The organism is Gottfriedia endophytica (assembly GCF_017814275.1).
Classification (GTDB): Bacteria; Bacillota; Bacilli; order Bacillales; family Bacillaceae_G; genus Gottfriedia; species Gottfriedia endophytica.
Genome location: NZ_JAGIYQ010000011.1, coordinates 71277 through 93160, shown reverse-complemented (window position 1 = coordinate 93160; position 21884 = coordinate 71277). Strand labels below are relative to the sequence as shown.

Below are 21884 nucleotides of genomic sequence, written 5' to 3'. Positions count from 1 at the left end.
GTTTATGATATTAAACAAAAGTAATATATTTTATGAGGAAAATTAGATAGTCGTTATTGTGTGAACGCTAGTACAGGTGAAGTTAATCTGTTAAGTGATTATTTCTAATTGGTTCCTTAGTTGTTTTGTCTCGGTTAAATTACTAGGAAAATTTCAATTCACCCGAGCAATTTTATAGGGAAATAACATATATCAGTGCCTATTTTTTTGAAAAAGAAGGTTTTTTGCAGCACTTTATTGAATATGAAGTATGTAATCAATAATTTTCTTTAATGAAGTTATCATCTACCTATTTTTGTATAAAAATTTGGTTTGATGATGGCTATCTTTCTAAGGAAGTAAATAGATCATTACTTTAAATATCAAATAAAATAACTGAATGTTTAATTGATTTCAATTATTATTGAATGAGATTTTAAGTTTTTAGTTGAATAATTGGATGAGAAGGGTTTCTCAATAAATATATTTTTGCTTGCAGATAAAAGGAGAGAAAGATCATGAAAAAAGTTAAAAAAGCGATTATCCCTGCAGCTGGTTTCGGGACCCGTTTTCTTCCAGCGACAAAAGCTATGCCGAAAGAAATGCTTCCAATCGTAAATAAACCAACAATCCAATACATAGTAGAGGAAGCAATAGAAGCAGGGATTGAGGACATTATTATTGTAACTGGTAAAGGTAAACGTGCAATTGAAGATCATTTTGATCATGCATTTGATTTGGAGCAAAATCTTATCGATAAGGGAAAAGACCGTTTGCTAGAACAGGTTTTAAGATCTTCCAAGCTTGCAGATATTCATTATATTCGTCAAAAAGAGCAAAAAGGACTCGGACACGCAGTATGGTGTGCAAGAAAATTTATAGGAAATGAACCTTTTGCTGTATTGTTAGGTGATGACATAGTTGAATCTGAATATCCATGTATTAAACAACTGATTGATCAGTATAATCAAGTGGGATCTTCCATAATTGGAGTTAAACCTGTACCTGATTCTGAAACCAATCGATATGGAATTATTGATTTATTGAATAAAGGTGAAAAATTAAATCAAGTAAAACATTTAGTTGAAAAACCAACTATCGGTAATGCTCCATCAAATTTGGCTATTATGGGCCGATATGTCTTAACTCCTGAAATTTTTGGATTTCTTGAGGATTTGGAAGCAGGTGCTAACGGAGAAATTCAATTGACTGATGCACTTCAGAGACTAGGACAATTACAACCTGTTTATGCATATGAATTTGAAGGGAATCGATACGACGTTGGAGAAATGTTTGGCTTTATTACAACAAATATAGAATTTGCACTGAAAAATATGGAATTAAAACAACCTTTAATAAAATATTTACAAAATTTATTAAATGAAGTTGAAAACACTTATATTTAAAAATCTTATATAAGTACGGGAAGCGAAAAAATATGATTAATTGTTCAATTTTTGAATAGATAGGTGCCTAATATGTTTAGCTTAGAAAATAAGATTAGTAATGAAAGAAAACATTTATTTTTTGCCTGGGTATTACTAGTAATCTATATCTTACCTATGTTTATTCTAGGAGAAAACTCTCATTTCCGTATCCATGACAATATGGATTCAAACATTGCATGGTACAAAGTTTTAGCTGAAAGTGGTCAAATATTCGGACCGATAAATGGAACAATACCTCAAATTATTAATGGATTACCACGAAATGCTTTAGGTACTGGGTTTAGTGGAATTGTTTGGCTCCATGCATTACTCCCAAGTATGCTTGCATATAGTCTTAGTCAAACGATTACGAGAGTTTTTGCTTTTATTGGAATGTATTTACTTTTAAAAGACCATTTTGTTAAATCAAATGATACTTATTTAATTAGAGTTTGGGTATCCTTGGCTTTTGCTCTAACGCCATTTTGGCCATCTGGAATGCTAAGTACATTAGGCCAACCATTGGCACTTTGGGCCTTTTTAAATATTCGTAAAGGTAAAAGTTCTTGGAAAGATTGGGTTACTTTATTATTAATACCGTTTTATTCTAGCTTTGTTCTTGGGTTTTTCTTCTTTCTTTTCTTTATAGGAATCATCTGGCTACGAGATTTAATTGTAACCCGTAGATGGAACATTGTATTTTTAGGCAGTATTGCTTTTATGACTTGTATTTTTCTACTAACTGAATATCGTCTAGTTTACTCATTAATTTTTAATACAGGTCCTACGAGTAGAGATGAATATTTAAGTTCAACTTTGACATTTTGGCATTGTATTCGACTCTCAATTAAAAATTATTTTTTAGGTCATACACATGTTATGACATTACATACTCTAGTTATTGTACCGATATCGTTCCTTGCGATATGGAAGATCATAAAACTAAAAACTTGGCAAAATGAAAAACAATTTGTCTACCTTTTTATTCTCAATATTCTTTTATCTATCTGGTATGCTTTTTGGTTTTATACAGGATGGGAACCATTAAAGGAAAAAATATCACTTTTAAATACATTCAATTTTGCACGATTTCATTTTTTACGTCCATTAATCATCTACCTCATTTTTGCAGTAGGAAGTTCTATTTTATGGGGATTAGGAAAAAAATGGAGAATAATTGTAAAAGTGGGATTAATTCTTCAAGTTCTTGTCATGTTTGGAGCTAATCCAGAAGTGTATTATCGAATCTTTAAAGAACCATCCTTTAAACAGTTTTATGCAGTGCACCAATTTAATGAAATAGCAGATTATATCGGGAAACCAAAAAGCTCGTATCGAGTTGTTAGTATTGGAATCCATCCTGCAATTGCTCAATATAATGGTTATTATACATTAGATACTTACAATAATTTTTATCCTCTGACTTATAAACATGAGTTCCGTAAAATTATATCTAAAGAATTAGATAAAAGCCCAACCCTAAAGGATTATTTTGATCATTGGGGTGGTAGATGTTACATTTTTGTAAGCGAACTTGGGAAAAATTATGATTATGAAAAAAATTCCAATACTGTGATTCAACATTTACAGTTAAATACAAAAGTATTAAAAGATATGGGTGGGCAATATCTATTTTCTGCTGTACCTATAAAAAATGCAAAAGAGAATAACCTTCTTTTCTTAAAAGCATTTGAAGATAAAGAATCCGTCTGGAAAATTTATCTATACAAAGTTCAATAAATAAAGAGGTGCATTCATATTAATACTCCAAATTTGACAATAGTTGTTCCATGTTATAACGAAGAAGAAGTTCTAAAAGAAACAATCAATCAGTTAACCAATGTTTTGGAGGATCTTATTAAAGATAATCTCATTACGAACGAGAGTAGTCTTTTGTTTGTAGATGATGGAAGTAAGGATCAAACATGGAAAATTATTGAAGAAGAAAATAGTTGGAACCCTTATGTGAAAGGCATTAAGCTTGCACATAATGTTGGTCATCAAAATGCCTTATTAGCAGGGTTAGAATCAGCTCAGCATCAATCTGATTGTGCAATTTCGATCGATGCTGATTTGCAGGATGATATTTTGGTAATTCGTACATTTGTTGAAAAATATTTGGAAGGCTACGATGTTGTTTACGGCGTTCGAGATAAGAGAGATACTGATACGTTTTTTAAGCGGACTACTGCGATTGGCTTTTATAATTTTATGAAAAAAATTGGCATTAATCTAATTCCGAATCATGCTGATTTTCGTTTAATGAGCAAAAGAGCTTTACAAGAACTGACTAAATATAAGGAAACAAATGTGTTTCTTAGAGGGATTGTTCCATTAATTGGATTTCCTTCTACTAAAGTAATGTATGATCGGAAAGAACGTTTTGCTGGTGAGAGTAAATATCCGTTAAAAAAAATGATTGCATTTGCAATGAATGGTATCACTTCATTTAGTGTTGTTCCAATAAGATTCGTAACAGTAATTGGATTTATTTCTTTAGTGTTAAGTGGGTTTACAGGAATCTATGCATTAGTCCAAAATATGTTAGGTCAAACAATTTCTGGTTGGACTTCTTTAATCATTTCAATTTGGTTAATTGGAGGATTACAACTTGTAGGAATGGGAATTATTGGTGAATATATTGGGAAAATCTATTTTGAAGTAAAACGACGACCGAAGTATGCAATCGAAACTGATTTATATTCTCTTGAAAATATGAAGTATTCTACTCTATTAGAAAAAGTATTAGCGAATAAGGAGATTTAAATGAAGTATTCGTTTATTCGCTTTTTAATGGTTGGGATTATAAATACAATTGTTGGTTTATCTATTATGTATGCTCTCTTGCATTTAGTTGGTTTCTCTTATTGGATATCAACCTTTATTGGCAATACGTTTGGCGCAACAGTAAGTTATTTTCTTAACAGAATGTTTACTTTTAGGAGTAGAAATGCTCATTTATCTAGTGTTCTTCGATTTGTTTTGGTAATAGGATTATGCTACTTTTTATCCTATTTTATTGGGATACGAGTAGTTAAATGTGGATTAGCATTCATACAAATAAATTCTAATAAAACAATACAAGATTTAAGTATTCTTGTTGGTACTGGATTATATACGATATTAAATTATTTCGGGCAAAAGGTTTTTGTCTTTAGGGAATATGAAAATCAATCAATTAGGATAGAAGAATAACCATTGGATATGGCACATCACTCAAGTAGTGGTGTGTTTTTTTGTTTTGATCTTTTAAACTACATTGTTGATCATCAAGAGAATTGTAAGCAACTTAAAATGTATATCAACTAATCTAGCTGTTAAGTAGCATCAAATCTACTTTCTATATGGAACATACCCGTATGTGCAATTTATGAAATCGTATTGTATATCCTCTTTCGTAGAGCAACTGTATAACAGTCCTAAAAACATTGTTACTTCATATAAAAAAGGAAAGAAAAGGCAGAGTATACTTTGCTTTAACTATCCGTCTGTCTTGTTTATATAAACAATATCTTTGTCTTTTGTATAAAAATTTCTATCTTCTTTTCACAAGATAGAAGATTTCCGATTGATAATCTCCCGCTCTTTTTGCAGTTTTTTTATTTGGTCCGTTGAATTCAGGAGGTAGAGGGATGCCATTGTACATCAATTCATCACCAAAATAACTTCCTTCTATGTGATTGATTATATATTCACAGTTAGGATCTAATCCTGTCAGTTTTAACATTTGAATCTTTTTAGGATTTGGAGTTGCTAAAATTTTGTACCAACCAACTAATGCTTCATTTTTATCTTTGCTGACGACCATCCACGCGGATTCATTTCCTGTAAATGGGTCTTTTAATCGGAAAAAATCACCTGTTCGAATTAATACTCTATGTTTCTTATAAAATTCAATCTGTTTCTTTACAATCGTTTTCTCTTCATTTGTTAGCAATAAAGGGTTTAATTCGTAGCCGAAAGTTCCAAAGTATGCGACATTTGCTCGAAATGAAAGAGGGGTAGAGCGTTTCGTTTGATGATTTGGTATAGCAGAAACGTGCGAACCGATACTATAAATAGGGTAAGGAAATGAAGCACCATATTGAATTTTTAATCGTTCAACAGGATCCGTATCATCACTTGCCCATGCTTGAGGAGCATAAAATAATAGTCCGGGATCAAAACGACCTCCACCGCCAGCGCAAGATTCAAATAAAATGTGAGGAAACTCAGAGATTAATTGCTCATATAAATCGTAAACTCCTAAAATATAGCGATGAAAAAACTCATCTTGTTGATCGGCTTGTAAACAGAATGAATAGGCTTCTGTTATATTTCGGTTCATATCCCATTTGATATAGGACAAATTTGTTTCTCTTATAATAGAAGACATTCTTTGAAAGAGTTCGTTGACAATTTCTTGTCTTGAAAAATCTAATACTAGCTGATTTCTTCCTAGAGAAGTAAAGCGGTTAGGTGTTCTAACAGCCCAATCTGAATGAAGGTTATACAGCTCACTTTTTGGACTAACCATTTCTGGTTCAAACCATAGTCCAAATTTAAGTCCGAGATCATTTATTTTTTGTGACAAATACTTAATTCCATGGGGCAATTTAGCGCGATTCTCATACCAATCTCCAAGGGAAGAGGTAGCATCGTTGCGTTTACCAAACCAACCGTCATCTAACACAAATAATTCGATACCAAGTTTTTTCGCTTCTATCGCAATTTCAATTAGCTTTCTTTCGTCAAAATTAAAATAGGTAGCCTCCCAACTATTTAGCAATACTGGGCGTTCAGTATTTTTCCACAATCCCCTTATTAAATGTTTTCGATATAAATCATGATAAGTTTGGCTCATACCGTTCAAACCTGTATCCGAATAAACCATCACAACTTCAGGAGCTTGAAAATGTTCATTTTTTGATAGCTTCCAAGAAAATCGAAATGGATGAATACCAAGTGTAACTCTCGTTGAATCAAAATGGTCTACTTCAGCCTGTGCAATGAAATTTGAACTATATATAAAATTAAAACTAAAAACCTCGCCTTGTAATTCTGTTGTTGATTTTCTGTTTAACGCAAGAAAAGGGTTATGTTGGTGTGAGCTAGATCCTCTAATACTTGATATTGATTGAATTCCAACTTCTAAATTCCTTTCCTTCACATAAAACTCTCTTGACCAGGCACCACTTAACTGAACCATCGTAAAATCTTTATCAGGAAAATCAACTGATGCACTCATAAAACGTTCAAGATAAAAAGGGTTTGGTCCTTTATTGAAAATATAAGAGCTGCGAGTAATGACGGATAAATCCTTAAATATAGTGTAGCTTAAAATTAGTTCTGCTTGAAGAATTGTATCTTCTAAAATAATCTGAATTGTTTCAGCATCACTTTCATCCTCAGTGTAAGTTGCAGGTAAACCATGTAAAGCAGGTTTTCCATTTGTGATGGAATAAGATTGATATGTAAAATTTGTGATGTGGCTACCATCAGGTTGAATAATACTAAGTGCTGGTTCACGATAATCGGTTGTTCCATAAACAGGATATTCTTGTCTTAACGTCTCAAGGCTGAATGCTCGATCATCTTCAACATATGAGCTATATGTTGTCGGAAAATCATTTTGATGGAGATACGAAAAATGTGCATTTGGATGTATTGCTTTCCCATAATACAACGAACCAAGTTGTCCATTTCGCATTACATGGAAAATATAACTTACTATTCCATTTGTAAGATGAAATTGTTTTTTCTGTTCATCTACATAAATCAGCATATGAGCACTCCTCTAAATACAATTAATAGAAGGGTTTTTAAGAGTTTTATTGAAATAAGAGAATAGTAATAAGTTCCTCAATTAATGAATTTAGTTCAATTATTCTTAATATATTCATACAGTAATTAAACACATACATTATATTGGAGAAAAAGAGGGGGGAACTTGATAGAAATGGAGGAATTTGATTGGGTAAAGCAAAAGCAATAAATATGATTTCATTTTTCCTTTTATTAGTTTGTTTAAGTCTATTTTTATTAGTCGCAACATCACATGAAAGCTTACTATTTTTAAAAAAATTATTAGGTTTTCATCCATTAAACGCTGTTTTAGTTTTATCTTTTTTAACGATCTTAATAAGTTTGATTGGTTTTACAGGAGCTTTTACATGGAAAGGAAAATTTAGAAGTTTGTTTTCTTTAATGATTTCATTGTCTTTAAGTATTTTTGTATCGGTAGTTCTTTAATTTGGAAATTTTTTGATGTTTACATAAATCATTAAACGATTGAAATTTATTTAGGAGTGAATTTTATGAAAAATAATGAAAAATGGGTAGATGTCGATCAATATTTTACATCTAAACTTCATGCAAGTGATTCGATCATGGATTCAGTTCTTAAAGCTAACTCAGAAGCAAACTTACCTGCAATTGATGTCTCACCTAATCAAGGGAAATTCTTGAGTGTGCAGGGAATTCGTCAATTTATTGATTTATTATCGGAAGATTCACGAATTGAATCCACTGCTATCCAAACTGTTGGAAGTAAGGGTTATGATGGGTTTGCAATTGGAATTGTAAGAGGTTAATTATTAGCCAATACATTAATATTAAAAATAGATTGAATAACATAGGGGGAAGTGAAATGGAACAACTAAAATGGAGACAGATTACTTTTTTATTTAGTCCTTTGGTTTTAATACCGTTGCTACTGTTTATACTCTTACACTTATCTCCATCAATCGCGTTAAGAACACATGTCTTTATGGATGGTCATCCTATTGTAGCGCTAACTACGAAAATCGTAGATGATCAAGAACATAATCAAATGGACAAGGAATTTTTAAGAAATGAACATGCAAAATGCTATTCTTTAACAAAACCACCAAAAGATGATTTAACTGATTCTTTTTTGCAAAATTATATTGTTCGCAAAAAAGGTTTCATTTATATAGCTAATTATTATGGTAATGCCTAATTAAAAAAATTTTTAATAAGAATAGTTATAAAATAGGTGTTCACCTAATGTATGCAATAGTTGAATAATACAGATTGAAGGACCAATTACATTAAAGTAGTTGGTTTTTTAATTTTTTAGATTTGATTTACAAATTTTTTGCTTTTACTACTATCTATTGTAGTCGATGTAGCGGTAATAAATATTATTTGTGTACAGGTTATATTTACAGAAAAACTAAATACTCTATTCCAATTTAGATTTTGTATTTGCTAATACTAAAGAGAGAATGACAACTTTTCAAATAGAGAAGCTGTCATACATGTAAAATTAACACTCAAACCCTACTTTAAGCGATAATATTTGTTAAAATGGTTAATAAATTAAAAAAAGCGGTTCAAAACTATTTACTAAAACTTCAAAAAGTCGTTTAATGGCTAAGGGAGAAAACCATTTTCTTGAGGTGAATTTATAATGAATCAAAATAAAATTAAGATTGGTACGATCTTTACGATACCAGTTGATGATAAAAAGAAAGCTTATGGACAATTAGTTCATCGTGGAACCTTAGTGGATACAATTATACTATTTAACTATTGTTCTGAAAACGTCCCTGATCTCATGGAATTGATCGAACAAGACATTTTATTCTGCATCAATACAACTGATGACTATTTACTTAGTCGAAGATGGTCTTTATTTGGTAAAGCGAATGTTCCTGAGAAATTTGAATTTGTGACAAATTATTTGTTAGAAAAAGCAGATGGCATTGTTGTGACTGATATTGATGGGAATTTTATAAGAAAAGCATCTGAAAAAGATATGGAAACACTTCGGAAAATTGAGCCACTACCACCATCGATTGCAGAAGAAGTAGCTAAAGCAAAATTTGGTGATGGTAAGTGGGAAGATCAATTCAATGAGTTGATTCATAAGTAACAGATTTGTTAATTTCTATTAGACTTTAAATATAACAGAAAAAAGCGATACATCATTTTTATAGTTGTGATTCAACGAGGGGAGACAATCATGAATAGGCAAGGGGTTATTTCACTAGGGGAAGCATTTGTCGATTTAATATCTCAAGATCAGACGAATACAAAATATGATCAGTTTTTAGGTGGTGCGACGGTCAATTTAGTTGTAGGGACGAGAAGATTGGGAGTTCCTTCTTATTATTTATGTAAATTAGGCTCGGATGACATTAGTGATTTTGTAAAAGAAGAACTAAAAAAAGAAAAGGTTAACATTGACTATTCAGTTCACACTTCCACCAAAAAAGTTTGTTGCGTTTATGTCCATTTAAATGATAATGGGGAGAGATATTTCCATTCATATGTAAATGAAACTCCTGATGAATGGATTACAAATGTAGAACTTGAGGAAGAATTATTTAAAACAGGGAAAATATTATCTTATGGTTCAGGAACATTATTTCATGAAGTATCTCGAGAAACGACAGAACAGGCTTTAGTATTTGCCAGAAAGTATGATCTGTTGACTGCGTTTGACACGAATATTCGATTAAAACGTTGGGAAAGTGAAGAGAAGTGCCGAGAAACAATTTATTCCTTTTTTAAACATGCAGATATCGTTAAAATGGCAGAAGATGAATTATTATTCTTGACGGAAACGCAAACTATTGATGAAGGACTTAGAAAAATAGCTGAATTAAACATACCATATCTTTTCATTACAATGGGAAATGAAGGAGCATTTGTACTACATGATGGAAACAGAATAGACGTACCAGGTATAAATGTAAATGTGGTAGATACAACTGGTGCAGGGGACGCCTTTTTAGCAGCTATTTTGTATAGTTTTCATGAAAAAGGATTGCCTACAACACATAGCCAATTAAAAGAGTATCTACAGTTTGCTAATCAAACAGCAGCAGATACAACAACTAAGATAGGTGCATTATAAGTGAATAATAGTTCGTTCAATATAAACGCGACATAATACGGTCTATGAGCTTTAAGCACCTATTCAAATAAATAATTGTTTTATTAGGAGTAATTCTTATGAAAGAAAAGTATTATGATGAACTGTTAAACATAAAAACAGTTGGAGAACAAGAGGGATTTAATCAGTCATTTCATTATCACCGTTATGAACCAACACCTTATAGTGACCTTGAGAAATTATTTAAACAATATAAACTGAATAGTAATGACTGTGTGGTTGATTTTGGATGCGGGAAAGGAAGATTAAACTTTTTTATCAATTACTTGTTTGATTCATCAGTTGTTGGAATAGAGATGAATGAAGAATTTTATCAAGAAGCAATTGAAAATCGAGAGCGGTATATAGAAAAAATGGGACGAAGTATTGATAATATTCAATTTCACTGCTGTTTAGCAGAAGAGTACAAAATTACACACTTAGATAATCGATTTTATTTTTTTAATCCATTCTCTATCCAAATTTTTATGAATGTGATTAATAATATTTTGATTTCAGTTGAAAATTACGAACGTAAAATAGAGTTGATTGTATATTATGGATCAGAAGATTATATTTATTTTTTAGAAAATCAGACTGCATTCGAACTGAAAGAGGAAATTATTTTAGAAGGTAAATATGAACAGAATCCGAGAGAACGATTTTTAATTTACCAATTAAACTACTAATAAACAAGCTATCTAAATATGACCGATGAAATTTGATATAAATAAGGAGAAAACGATGAACAATTATAAATTGGTAATTCAATATGATGGAGGTCGCTATAAAGGCTGGCAGCGACTTGGAAGTGGCGAAAATACAATTCAAGGGAAAATAGAAAATGTATTATCTGAAATGGTAGGTAGAAAAATCGAAATAATTGGATGCAGTAGAACAGATGCTGGTGTACATGCCCTATCTCAAATTGCCAACTTCAAAATAAGTGAGAATCTAACTGAATCTGAAGTAAAGACTTATTTAAATAAATATTTACCACAAGATATAAGTATATTAGAGGTTATGTCTGTTTCAGACCGTTTCCATGCAAGATATAATGCAAAGGATAAAACTTATTTGTATAAAATTTGGAACGAAGAACAGTCGAATCCGTTCATGAGAAAATATAGTATGCATGTTGAGAAAAAGCTGGATATCGAAAAAATGAAAAGTGCATCTCAATATTTTATTGGTAAACATGATTTTACGGCTTTTTCAAATGCTAAATCTAAGAAAAAGTCGATGGTGCGTGAAATATATGCTATCGATATGGAAGAAAATGATGGTTTCATTCAAATTCGAGTTCGTGGCGATGGCTTTCTTTATAATATGGTTAGAAAGATTGTTGGTACATTAATTGATGTAGGGCTAGGTGAATTAGATGGCAAAAATATACCAGCTATCATCAATTCGAAAGATCGAAGCCAAGTTAGTTGCCTTGCTGATGCAGAAGGTCTTTTCTTGGAAAAAGTTGATTTTTAAATAATCTTAAAAGAAAATAATTATAGTACGAATTGTATTAGCATGGATGTCTTTTTCTAAAGGCTCTTTTTTAAAAGATTGTTGCTTTTAGGTTTTGTAATTTAAAAGACAGAAGTTGATTTCCTGGAGTGGAAATCATACACATACTGAAATAGCAACAATGTATACGAAATCAGCCTTTAATTAAATTTAAAATTAATTAATAAGAGTTTAATCAAAATAATATATAGAGTTTACGGAGGAATTTCCGAAATGATGTCTTTTGATTCAACATCAAAAAATCAAACAAACGATACAGAAAATAGTGAGTTAGAAATACATAGTAGGATAACTGATGCTGATTTAAATGAACAGCTTTTAACCGCATTAAAAAATGAAGAAGCAGCATTAGAATTGCAATTGAAATACTTGAATCGAATTGAAAAATTAGAAAATGAGGTTCAGCTTTTAGAGGATCGTTATTCAAAAGTAATGGATTCGAAACTGGGGAAAATCATCCAAATATATTGGAAAATAGAAAGAAGAATCTTACGAAAAACAAGAGGTTGGTAAAGTTGAATAAAAGTGATATTTATAAAAGACTTGAAGAAATAGAGAAACAGAAGGTAGAAATTTATAATCGATTAAATAAAACGTTCTCTGAGGAGTTAGTATCATATAAATATCAATCTAACCATTTGTCAAATGGAGTTAGCGTTATTGTTCCTAGTTTTAAAGGGGAAAAAGTAATTAAAAGATGTTTAGAGTCACTAAAAGAGCAAAGTTTATCTCCAAATTTATTTGAAGTAATTTTTATTCTAAATGGTGAAAAAGATAATACAGAATCAATTATTAATGATTTTGTAGCTGAAAACAATATTACAAATTTTATCCTCCTTCAAAATGAGGAAGCAAGTGTTTCCTTGGCAAGAAATAAAGGAATTCAAAAAGCATCAAGAAAATTTATTACATTTTTAGATGATGATGACACTATTTCAGCAAATTATCTTGAGAAATTATTGGAATACGTCGATGAAAATTCTGTTGTTATTTCTCAAGTGGTAGATGTAAATGAGAATGGAAATATAAATTCAAACACTATAATCAATACAAAAATAAAAAGGGCAGCAGGTTCTAAATTAGTTTCTCATCAAGAGTTACATAGTGTATTAACGATGAATGCATGTAAAATAATTCCTACAAGGGTAATTAAAACTCAAAGGTACGATGTCGATTTAAAAAGTGGCGAAGATGTCGTGTTTTTTACAACATTATTTGTTCTTAATTTCCTAAATGTAAAAGTGATCCCAGTTGAAGAGAATGTAATCTATTACCGCTATTTAAGAGAAAACTCAGTTTCAAGAAAAGAAGATTCATTTGACTTTAATATTAGTCAAAGATTAGAGGTAATAAAACGACTTGATGCTTTGTTAGGTGAAATTAATGATCTTTCATTACAACATTTCATCAAAGTAAAAATACAGGCACAGTATAGTTTCATTTCTCGATTCTTAGCAAGTCATCAAGAGATGAGAAATAAAATTGAGGAAGAAATTCAAAAGTACTCATTTGTTTATTTTCCTTTCTTTCTATTCAATAAGTCAGATGCTCGTTCACTAGTAATTTCAAATTCTTTTCTACCTTTTGTTGATGATTACGTGAGTGTATTGGCAAAACGAATTATTGAAAAGAATGAAGTTGTAGATGTTATTTATAATAAAATATCTAGAACAAAGGAAACTGACTACCGGTTAAATGCAATAGTTGATGGATACATCAAGAATCGGATTGAGGTTTCAACAAATCCGAACGTTAACCAATGGGATAGTATGAAAAAATATATCAAGTTTTCCTTAGAGAAAATCAAAGAAAATGAAAGAAAAAATGGAGCTTATCATAAAATATATAGCAGCACAAATTGTCTAGCTTCTAACTTTTTAGCATTTGAATATAAAATGAAGAATTCAAATGTAAAGTGGTCAACGGAATTTTCTGAACCTGTTTTAATAGATATTAATGGAAAAGAAGGAAACTCTGCAATTGTTGATCCAAAATTTCTTAGTAAAATTAATTCACTAATGAAGAAAAATAACCTACCGGAGTCAACGAATAACAATCTGTTATTTTGGGCTGAATATTTAGCATTTGCTTTTGCGGATGAAATCATTTTTTCAAATGAAAATCATTTGAAAAGTATGTCAGAGAATTTCCCAATTCAGGAATTGAAAAACATCATTTTACAGAAAGCGAAAATTAGTACCCAGCCAACTCTTCCGAAGCAATATTATCAAGCTGAAGGTTAAAGGTAAGATTATAGATTTAATGAAGTAAAATACGATTTAACTAAGCGTTCCTTTAAAATGTAGGAACGTTTTTTTATGTAAGTTTTATTTATTAGATAGGATGAAACTGTATTTTTTTAAAATCTGTCTGAATGGTAATTTATTATTCTTCTATTTTTTTTATTTTATATTAATGTACAAATCTATTATGTTAAAATATGGATATAAATTAAGTAGCTAAGTAGAAGGGAGTATAGATTATTGAAAAAAACATTATTGGGAGTAGGGGTAATTACTTGCTTTACATTTGGTTTTTTTACTAATTATAGTTCCGCTGAATCAAACTTGTCCTCAGATTTGTCTTCAAAATGTACTTCATATGGAGAAATAAAGAACAATCAAAATCCATCCTTTCAACAAATAAATTGCTTACTAACGAATGCAGCCATTAATGCGGATATTCCTCCTGAAGTCGTTAAATCTGTTGCTTATCAAGAGAGTGGATGGGATCAATTTAAGGTTAATGGTATAGGTGATAATGGGATTGGCATTATGCAAATTACGAATCATCCTGAATTTGATCAACAGAAACTAAAAGATGATATTTCATATAATATAGAATCAGGTGTTCAAATCCTTAACCAAATGTATGATCGGACCGACCTTCCAAAAATTAAAGATGCAGACCGACATGTTATAGAAAATTGGTACTTTCCTGTAATGGCTTATAACGGTACTAAACCAGAAAACAGTCCTATCTATCAAGACACTGGTAATAAAAATGAAAAAGCTTATCAAGAAAAAGTTTTTAGGTGGATCGAAAATGATAGTTTTCAATATAATGAGACTACTCATTTAGGTCAATTTTCATTTACGATAAATGATTTTAATTATGATAAAAATAGCAATAAAAATATTGAGTTTTTAAAGAAGGAATATATTGTTCCTGACCAGCATTCTTCTGTATACTTTTTTAAAACTGGAGATAAGGTAGTTGCAACTCAGGATATAAATTTAAGATCAAAGCCAAGTACTTCTAAAAATCAGGATGGTACGACTAACATAATTGATAAGATAACAAAGAATACGACCTTAATCATAAATGGGGAAATTACGTTTGATCAATCCAAAGATAGTAAAAATCAATTTGTTTGGATACCTGTAAAAACAGCTGATCAAAAACTTGAAGGGTATGTTTCCTCTTCATACATTACCAAAAACAAGGATAGTCTTGAAAAACCAATGATAATTGGAGCGATTGATAAGACAATTAAAGTAGGGGAAGCTTTTGATCCATTTAATGGGGTAACTGCAAATGATAATATAGATGGAGATTTAACATCTAAGATTTTGGTAACGGGAACCGTGGATAAGAATAGACCAAATAGCTATAGTTTAGTATATTCAGTTGCAAATTCATCGGGTCTCACAACTACAGTAACCCGTAATATCAAAGTGATTGATGATATAAAACCCATCATTTTTGGAGTAAAAAATAAATCAATTAATATTAACTCGGCTTTTGATCCAAAAAAAGGTGTAACAGCCATTGATAATGTAGATGGAGATTTAACGAAAAACATAAACATCTCAAGTCAAGTTAATACAAAAGTAAAGAGAACCTATCAAGTAAAATATACTGTTACAGATTCATCAGGTAACACTACTCTTGCTTACTGTAATATCAAAGTGGTTGATAATATACCACCAAAAATTTTCGGAGCAACAACACAGACAATTAAGTTAAATCAAGCGTTCAATAATAAAAAAGGCGTAACTGCATATGACAATGTAGATGGTAATTTGACGAGTTTTATTAAAGTTAGTGGTAATGTTAATACAAAGAAAAGAGGTACTTATTCACTAACTTACATTGTGACAGATAAATCCGGTAATCAGGCTATAGTTAAAAGAATAATAATTGTTAAGTAACTACACCTTTAAGGTGAATAAAAATATTTTTTTAAAAGGATTGAACCCTGAATGGTACGAGGGCTCAATCCTTTTAAATTTTTCTTATTTCATTTCAATTTAATAATAAATCATACAAGATCTCTAAAACTGTATTATCTAAGTAGTTATAAATAACAATTTCACTTTAAAGAGATCGAAAACAATGAAAGATAACAGTGTATGCTTGCTCATATTTTTGCTTTTTTGGATTGTAACCTGTAAATCCTTCTGATGAAAAGAAATTAGTTTTGATGAATCTCTTCAGCATATTTAGCTAGGGAGGAAACTGTATCAAATAATTCTTCTTCTTTAAAGCCCATCTCATGTGCAAGACGCTCAGCATCTGGTCCGTGTATTTCGATAGTGTGAGTAATCTGAGTGCCCTCACTAATAGCGGTCAACTCATGGCGACCGATTATTGCATGATCTGGTCCGATTGGGGTACGATCTACAAAGCTCTGCTCTTCATTGACTTGAATTAGTGAAAAGGGTAGTTTTGGTCCTCCAACTGGTTGTAATTCCCCAGTTGTGCCAGTAGCAAATGGTCCTTCTGGCTGATATAGAGAGAGGCCATGATCCCACTGAGGCCAATTGATAACATCACAATAAATTTTCCAAACCTGTGATGTGGTAGCGCTTGTTCTTGCAGTTGCTGAAATAGTCCACATAAACGTAAATTCCCCCTCTTAACTATTTATCAGAACTATACATTATATGTAACAGATTTTATTTTTTACAACTCTAATCTTTTGGAATAATACTTTCATATTTACATTTTGGTTTTAAAATTAAAGGTCGAGAATTGTAAAAATATAACCCAAAAAAATAGACTAAATTATTAATATAATATAATATAAGTAGAAAATGAATATTTAGAATATTTAATCAATAATTACGAGAACAATTTTAAGCTTTTTTTTTACGGTTAAATTTAAATTCAAAGGAGAGTAAGAATGAATATAACAGAAAATGTATCCCAACTAAAGCAAGAAATCAGCAATGTTATAATCGGCAAAGAGGATATCGTTGAATTACTTTTCATTGCCTTGTTAAATGATGGACATGTGTTATTTGAAAGCGTTCCTGGAACAGGTAAAACACAATTAGCGAAAAGTTTTGCGAAAACGATAAATGGCTCGTTTAAACGAATTCAGTTTACACCGGATTTATTGCCAAGTGATGTAACAGGTATTCAATTTTTCCATCCAAAAGAGCAAGAATTCAAGCTTCGAATAGGCCCTGTAATGACAAACATCTTGTTAGCAGATGAAATTAACCGAGCTACACCAAGGACACAAGCAAGTTTATTAGAAGTAATGGAAGAGAAACAAGTTACGATTGATGGGGAAACGATTCCACTTCCAAATCCATTTATTGTTATAGCCACACAAAATCCAATTGAGTCACAACAAGGAACGTTTGCCCTGCCAGAAGCTCAAATGGACCGTTTTTTCATGCAAATCCATTTAGATTATCCGACTTTTGAAGAAGAGAAGAAAATCATGCAAACTTATCGAACAAACTCACCTTTCAATAAATTAAATACCGTCCTAACTTTAGAAGCGATTGATCGAATGAAAAATGAAGTTAAGGAAGTCACTTTATCAGAAGATGTTGAAGACTATATTCTAAGATTAGTCCATTTAACACGTAACCATGAAGATATTGAAATGGGGGCAAGTCCAAGAGCCACATTAGCTCTTATGAGGGCAGCTCAAGGTAAAGCTTACATTAACAATCGATTATACATTACGCCTCAAGATGTTAAGGATGTGTCAGTTTATATTTTAGCTCACCGATTAGTTTTAACGATTGATGCATCAATCAAGAAAACAAATAGAGAAGTACTAGAGTCTATCTTGGAAAGGGTAGAAGTGCCTGTTGAAGTGGGGCGAAATCGTTAAATGATCTGGAAAAAGGAAATTAGTGGAGGCTTTGAACTTGAAAGATTATCAATTATTGCATTTGTCCTTTTAATTATTAGCTTTTTCGAAAGTTCCTATTTGTTTATGTTTATAAGTTCAATCATATTTGTTCTTTGCAGACTAAGCGTATACTACTTAAATCATGTTGCTGATGCTCTTGTTCTCGAGAATGAAAAAGAAACGATTCGTTTATCTGTAGGTGATGAATCAAGTTTAATATTAAAATTTTCACAGCTAAACAGAATTCCGATTTATAATGCAATCTTAAGAATTAAGTTAGAACCAATTGTCGAAGGGGTTGGAATACCTACTATTATTTTAAACGAAAACTTGTATATTCAAATTCCAATTAGCATAAAAGGAAAAGGAAGAATACATATTCCCCTTAAACTTAAGGGTGTTACTCGAGGGGTAACAAAAATTAAATCAATCGAAATAACAATTCAAAATTTCTTTGGAGTAGGCTCCGTATATCTAACACATTATCATTTTTATCAAAAAGAACTCGTCATTTTTCCAATTCCAATCCAAGTTCCTCAAACTGAAAAGTTAATTGCTACAAAATCTCATGGCCATTATACGTCTCCTTCAAGCATTTATGAACAAGTTTTATCACCAATAGGAACAAGAGATTATGTATATACAGATCCATTTCAGCGGATTCATTGGAAGGCTACTGCAAAAACACAGTCTTTAAAGACGAAAGTTTTCGAAAGAACATCTGATTACTCATGGACATTTATTATCAATTTACGCGAGCCAAATACGCCAAACTTTCATATAGGTGTAGTTGAAAATATTGAGGAAATTGCAAGTAATGTAGCATTTTTAGCGGAGACTGCATCAAAAAAAGGAATTGAATACGAATTATTTATAAATTTACATACAGTAACGGGACCTTCGATTTATCATTTACCAAAAGGGGGAGGAGCTCACCAATTAGCCAAAGTACTTGATATCCTTGCAAGGATTAACAGGTATAGCTATACCCAACCTATAAATAAGTTACTTTATTATGTTGATAAACAACAAGCTAAGTCACCAATTGTCATATTTTGTGGTCCAATTGGAGATGAAGGGAAACGATCTTTCGCACAAATGCAGAAAAATGGTCAAAAAGTATATTTTCTCCATGCTGATAATCAGTTTCCAGCTATCGTACCTTATTGATAATTTAAAGTTGTAGGAGATTGGGGATAAAATAATGATTCGACGTATACTACCAGCATATTTTTTTTCACTAGAAGGTTTTTATGTATATTTTATTTTGTTTTTATTCTATATAAACAAGGGATTTCTTCCACCAATTATTCCTTATATTGTAGTTTTAGTAATTGGGAATTTGTTTTTAGGATTAGCCCTTAGACAACAACAAGTTTCAAATGTGCTACTTCTACTAGGCGGAATAATTGGGGGGATGATTGGATATTTTCTTGGTCTCTCTCAAATATCAGCTTTAATTAGTTCACTATTTATTTTTTTTCGAATTCCGGCATTTTTAAAGAATTCCTTCTCATGGAAAAGTGAACGAGCAGATTTGGTTATTTTATTCTATAGTAGTAGTATTTTCGTGTTCTTTTATGGTTGGGTTAACCAATATCCTCATATGAAATGGCTTTATAGTATGCTAATTTGTTTCACAGTTCTATATAGTGTTGGTAGATTTTTACAACAAATTGAAGAGAGTCATACAATTAGAAATTTTGATGGGATATCTGGTTTGTTTGGAATCGTGTTTCTAATATCCGGTGTAATAACATTATTACTACCCTTAACTAAGTTGCTATTTTTAAAATTGTTTGAAGGGTTAATTTTTCTTGTATATCCACTTATAAACTATCTAATAAATTTATTGTATAGAGGAATGCATAATTTACCTAAAAATAATAGAAGTAATTTTATGATGAATACAGGAAAAAAATTAGCTATTGGTCATGATGGTACTATTACAGATCATTCACAAATTTGGATAAGGATATTAATACTAGTTATCATTCTAGTTACCGCATGGATTCTTATAAAAAAGAAAAGTAAAACAAAAACCGATATGATTAAATCGTCAGAGTTTGTAATAGAACATGTTCCTTCATTTTTAAAAAAGAATAAAAAGTCACGTTTTTTCAGAGGACCTGCTCCGCATGAATATGTACGTAAATTGATCTATCAGCTTCAAATTTACGCAGATAAAAATGAGATGGGTAGGTATGAGCATGAGACGGTAAAAGAATGGTTTAAAAGAGTAGAACTTCCTATTAATGAGGAGTTTTTACTAGCTTATGAGAATGTAAGATATGGACAAGGTGTTTTAGCGAGAAGTGAGGCTTCACATTTTGAAAGTATCATTGCAGATCTTAAAAGAAAAATAAAAGAGCGCTCAAAATTAATGAAAGAAAGTGAAGAAAAATAAGTTCAACCCGGATTCTTCTGAAAATTAAAAGCAAGTTCTCTATTTATTTCAAGAAATAGATAAAAGTCGAAATTTATAAGTGATTTTTCATCATTATTCTACAAATTATTTTCAATGGATATGGTAAGTTAATGTTGAAATTGAAAAATTTGGGAGAAAATTTATGAGAAAAATAGCTTTAGTTTTTATTTTATTATTTAGTCTTTTTCCATTTACTAGTCTAGCTCAGGGAGTAAGTCATGATCAGTTAATTATCATTAATAAAGCGATTAACAGACTAGCTTTTTATGAAGATGGAAAGTTAGTTCAGACATTCAAAGTGGCTACTGGTAGAGAAAGATCCTTAACCCCAGAAGGGAAGTTTCAAATTGTATCTAAGATTGTAAATAGGCCATATTATAAAGAACACATTCCTGGTGGGGATCCTCGTAATCCTTTAGGTGATCGTTGGATGGGATTAAATGCTTTAGGTACTTATGGTACAACCTATGGAATTCATGGAAATAATAGACCGAGCTCAATAGGGAAATACGCAAGCTCGGGGTGTGTTCGTATGTACGATGATGAGATTCGTAGTCTTTATAGTAAAGTCCAATTATATACACCTGTAATTATTACATACTCTAAGGATAAATTCTATACAATTGCGAGCAAAAATGGTTACTTTGTAGAGAGCAAGATTAATAGTATTGAATTTGTAAAGCCTAGCCCAAGTAATCAAAATAAATCACTAACAATAACAGCAAAGATTACTAATGGCTATGCAACAATGTATAAGTTTTATATACTTGACCGAACAAAATGGGTAACTTTAAGAGACTATTCAACTAGTCCGACAGTTAGCTGGAAACCTGATAAGGAAGGTACTTATAAAGTAAAGGTTCAAGTAAAAAGCAAAAATTCTAAGAAAGTTTTTGATGATGAAAAGATGATTAGTTATCTATATTTTGAATCAGCGTCATTGAAAACAATCAATTTGGATAAAGTCAGTCCACAACAAAATAATACGAATATTATGATTTCCGCCCAATCAAATAAGAATCAAAATAATTTATTCCAATTTTCGTTATTTGATGGTAAGAAATGGACAGTGTTTAAAAAATATTCGACAACTTCTACGTTTAACTGGAAACCTATTAAACCTGGAAACTATAAAATTAAGGTACAAGTTAAACATAAACTTTCAAAAAGATTAGAGGATGATTCGAAAGTTATACCTTACTTAATTTATCAGCCGGCTAAACTAGACACAATTTCACCTGACGTTGGTCCTTTCACAATAAATACACCTGTACAAATAACTGCTGACGCTACTGGTGGCAATGAAATACAATATCGATTTGATATTTTACAAGGTACTCAGTGGATTACATTACAAAATTATTCAAATTCAAACACATATAATTGGAATACACCTTCTGACCTAGGTATATACAAGATAAGGGTACTTGTAAAAAATAAAATTTCGATAAAAGAATATGATGATATGAAAGAACTAACCTATACTGTTCAGTAAAAAAATTAGAAAAAGACAGCTTTTGCTGTCTTTTTTATAGAAATTTAAGT

At 31.0% G+C, this 21884-nt stretch carries 20 protein-coding genes; 18 read left to right on the top strand and 2 right to left on the bottom strand.

Going from position 1 to position 21884, the window contains the following annotated elements:
- Window positions 1-497: 497 nt before the first annotated feature.
- The 4 genes from galU to J5Y03_RS15065 all read left to right on the top strand — a co-directional run bounded on the left by galU (window position 498) and on the right by J5Y03_RS15065 (window position 4601).
- On the top strand, window positions 498-1385 hold the full coding sequence (gene galU, locus J5Y03_RS15080; protein WP_209406825.1) for a UTP--glucose-1-phosphate uridylyltransferase GalU: 888 nt from the start codon (window positions 498-500) through the stop codon (window positions 1383-1385).
- Between the two features lie 72 nt (window positions 1386-1457).
- Window positions 1458-3146, top strand: coding sequence for a DUF6044 family protein (locus J5Y03_RS15075; protein ID WP_209406824.1), 1689 nt, complete (start codon window positions 1458-1460; stop codon window positions 3144-3146).
- Between the two features lie 18 nt (window positions 3147-3164).
- The gene (locus J5Y03_RS15070; protein ID WP_209406855.1) at window positions 3165-4172 is read left to right on the top strand and encodes a glycosyltransferase family 2 protein; all 1008 of its coding nucleotides are present in this window, start codon (window positions 3165-3167) and stop codon (window positions 4170-4172) included.
- Entirely contained in the window at window positions 4173-4601 is a 429-nt protein-coding gene (locus J5Y03_RS15065) for a GtrA family protein (RefSeq protein ID WP_209406823.1), read from the top strand. It begins immediately after the preceding gene.
- A 340-nt stretch (window positions 4602-4941) separates the two neighbouring features.
- Here the strand turns inward: J5Y03_RS15065 and J5Y03_RS15060 are convergent, their stop codons facing one another.
- Window positions 4942-7170, bottom strand: coding sequence for an alpha-galactosidase (locus J5Y03_RS15060; RefSeq protein WP_209406822.1), 2229 nt, complete (start codon window positions 7168-7170; stop codon window positions 4942-4944).
- Window positions 7171-7358: 188 nt separating this feature from the next.
- On the opposite strand from J5Y03_RS15060, the gene J5Y03_RS15055 reads away from it, so the two are divergent.
- From J5Y03_RS15055 to J5Y03_RS15010, 10 genes are all read left to right on the top strand, one after another.
- Window positions 7359-7637 carry a hypothetical protein gene (locus J5Y03_RS15055; protein WP_209406821.1) on the top strand — a complete coding sequence of 93 codons (279 nt, stop codon included), beginning with the start codon at window positions 7359-7361 and terminating at the stop codon, window positions 7635-7637.
- Window positions 7638-7702: 65 nt separating this feature from the next.
- Window positions 7703-7978, top strand: a complete 276-nt coding sequence (locus tag J5Y03_RS15050) for a hypothetical protein (RefSeq protein WP_209406820.1) — start codon at window positions 7703-7705, stop codon at window positions 7976-7978.
- Between the two features lie 56 nt (window positions 7979-8034).
- Window positions 8035-8367 carry a hypothetical protein gene (locus J5Y03_RS15045; RefSeq protein WP_209406819.1) on the top strand — a complete coding sequence of 111 codons (333 nt, stop codon included), beginning with the start codon at window positions 8035-8037 and terminating at the stop codon, window positions 8365-8367.
- Window positions 8368-8820: 453 nt separating this feature from the next.
- The gene (locus J5Y03_RS15040; RefSeq protein WP_209406818.1) at window positions 8821-9285 is read left to right on the top strand and encodes a hypothetical protein; all 465 of its coding nucleotides are present in this window, start codon (window positions 8821-8823) and stop codon (window positions 9283-9285) included.
- A gap of 90 nt (window positions 9286-9375) precedes the next feature.
- Window positions 9376-10272 (top strand): carbohydrate kinase family protein, encoded by an 897-nt coding sequence (locus J5Y03_RS15035; protein WP_209406817.1) that lies wholly within the window; start codon window positions 9376-9378, stop codon window positions 10270-10272.
- 98 nt (window positions 10273-10370) lie between these two features.
- Window positions 10371-10979, top strand: a complete 609-nt coding sequence (locus J5Y03_RS15030; protein WP_209406816.1) for a methyltransferase — start codon at window positions 10371-10373, stop codon at window positions 10977-10979.
- Between the two features lie 55 nt (window positions 10980-11034).
- Window positions 11035-11772: a tRNA pseudouridine(38-40) synthase TruA gene (gene truA, locus J5Y03_RS15025; RefSeq protein ID WP_209406815.1), complete on the top strand. Its 738-nt coding sequence runs from the start codon at window positions 11035-11037 to the stop codon at window positions 11770-11772.
- Between the two features lie 252 nt (window positions 11773-12024).
- Window positions 12025-12324 carry a hypothetical protein gene (locus J5Y03_RS15020; protein WP_209406814.1) on the top strand — a complete coding sequence of 100 codons (300 nt, stop codon included), beginning with the start codon at window positions 12025-12027 and terminating at the stop codon, window positions 12322-12324.
- A 2-nt stretch (window positions 12325-12326) separates the two neighbouring features.
- Entirely contained in the window at window positions 12327-14054 is a 1728-nt protein-coding gene (locus J5Y03_RS15015) for a glycosyltransferase family 2 protein (RefSeq protein WP_209406813.1), read from the top strand.
- 240 nt (window positions 14055-14294) lie between these two features.
- Window positions 14295-15965, top strand: a complete 1671-nt coding sequence (locus tag J5Y03_RS15010) for an immunoglobulin-like domain-containing protein (protein WP_209406812.1) — start codon at window positions 14295-14297, stop codon at window positions 15963-15965.
- 263 nt (window positions 15966-16228) lie between these two features.
- Here J5Y03_RS15010 and J5Y03_RS15005 read toward each other — a convergent pair whose 3' ends face one another.
- Window positions 16229-16654 (bottom strand): SRPBCC family protein, encoded by a 426-nt coding sequence (locus tag J5Y03_RS15005; RefSeq protein ID WP_209406811.1) that lies wholly within the window; start codon window positions 16652-16654, stop codon window positions 16229-16231.
- A gap of 285 nt (window positions 16655-16939) precedes the next feature.
- Between J5Y03_RS15005 and J5Y03_RS15000 the strand changes: the two genes are divergently transcribed.
- The 4 genes from J5Y03_RS15000 to J5Y03_RS14985 all read left to right on the top strand — a co-directional run bounded on the left by J5Y03_RS15000 (window position 16940) and on the right by J5Y03_RS14985 (window position 21834).
- On the top strand, window positions 16940-17890 hold the full coding sequence (locus J5Y03_RS15000) for an AAA family ATPase (RefSeq protein ID WP_209406810.1): 951 nt from the start codon (window positions 16940-16942) through the stop codon (window positions 17888-17890).
- Window positions 17891-19081 carry a DUF58 domain-containing protein gene (locus J5Y03_RS14995; protein ID WP_209406809.1) on the top strand — a complete coding sequence of 397 codons (1191 nt, stop codon included), beginning with the start codon at window positions 17891-17893 and terminating at the stop codon, window positions 19079-19081.
- 34 nt (window positions 19082-19115) lie between these two features.
- Complete coding sequence (locus J5Y03_RS14990) at window positions 19116-20318, top strand: hypothetical protein (protein WP_209406808.1); 1203 nt, start codon at window positions 19116-19118, stop codon at window positions 20316-20318.
- 163 nt (window positions 20319-20481) lie between these two features.
- Window positions 20482-21834, top strand: coding sequence for a L,D-transpeptidase family protein (locus J5Y03_RS14985; RefSeq protein WP_209406807.1), 1353 nt, complete (start codon window positions 20482-20484; stop codon window positions 21832-21834).
- Window positions 21835-21884: the final 50 nt, after the last annotated feature.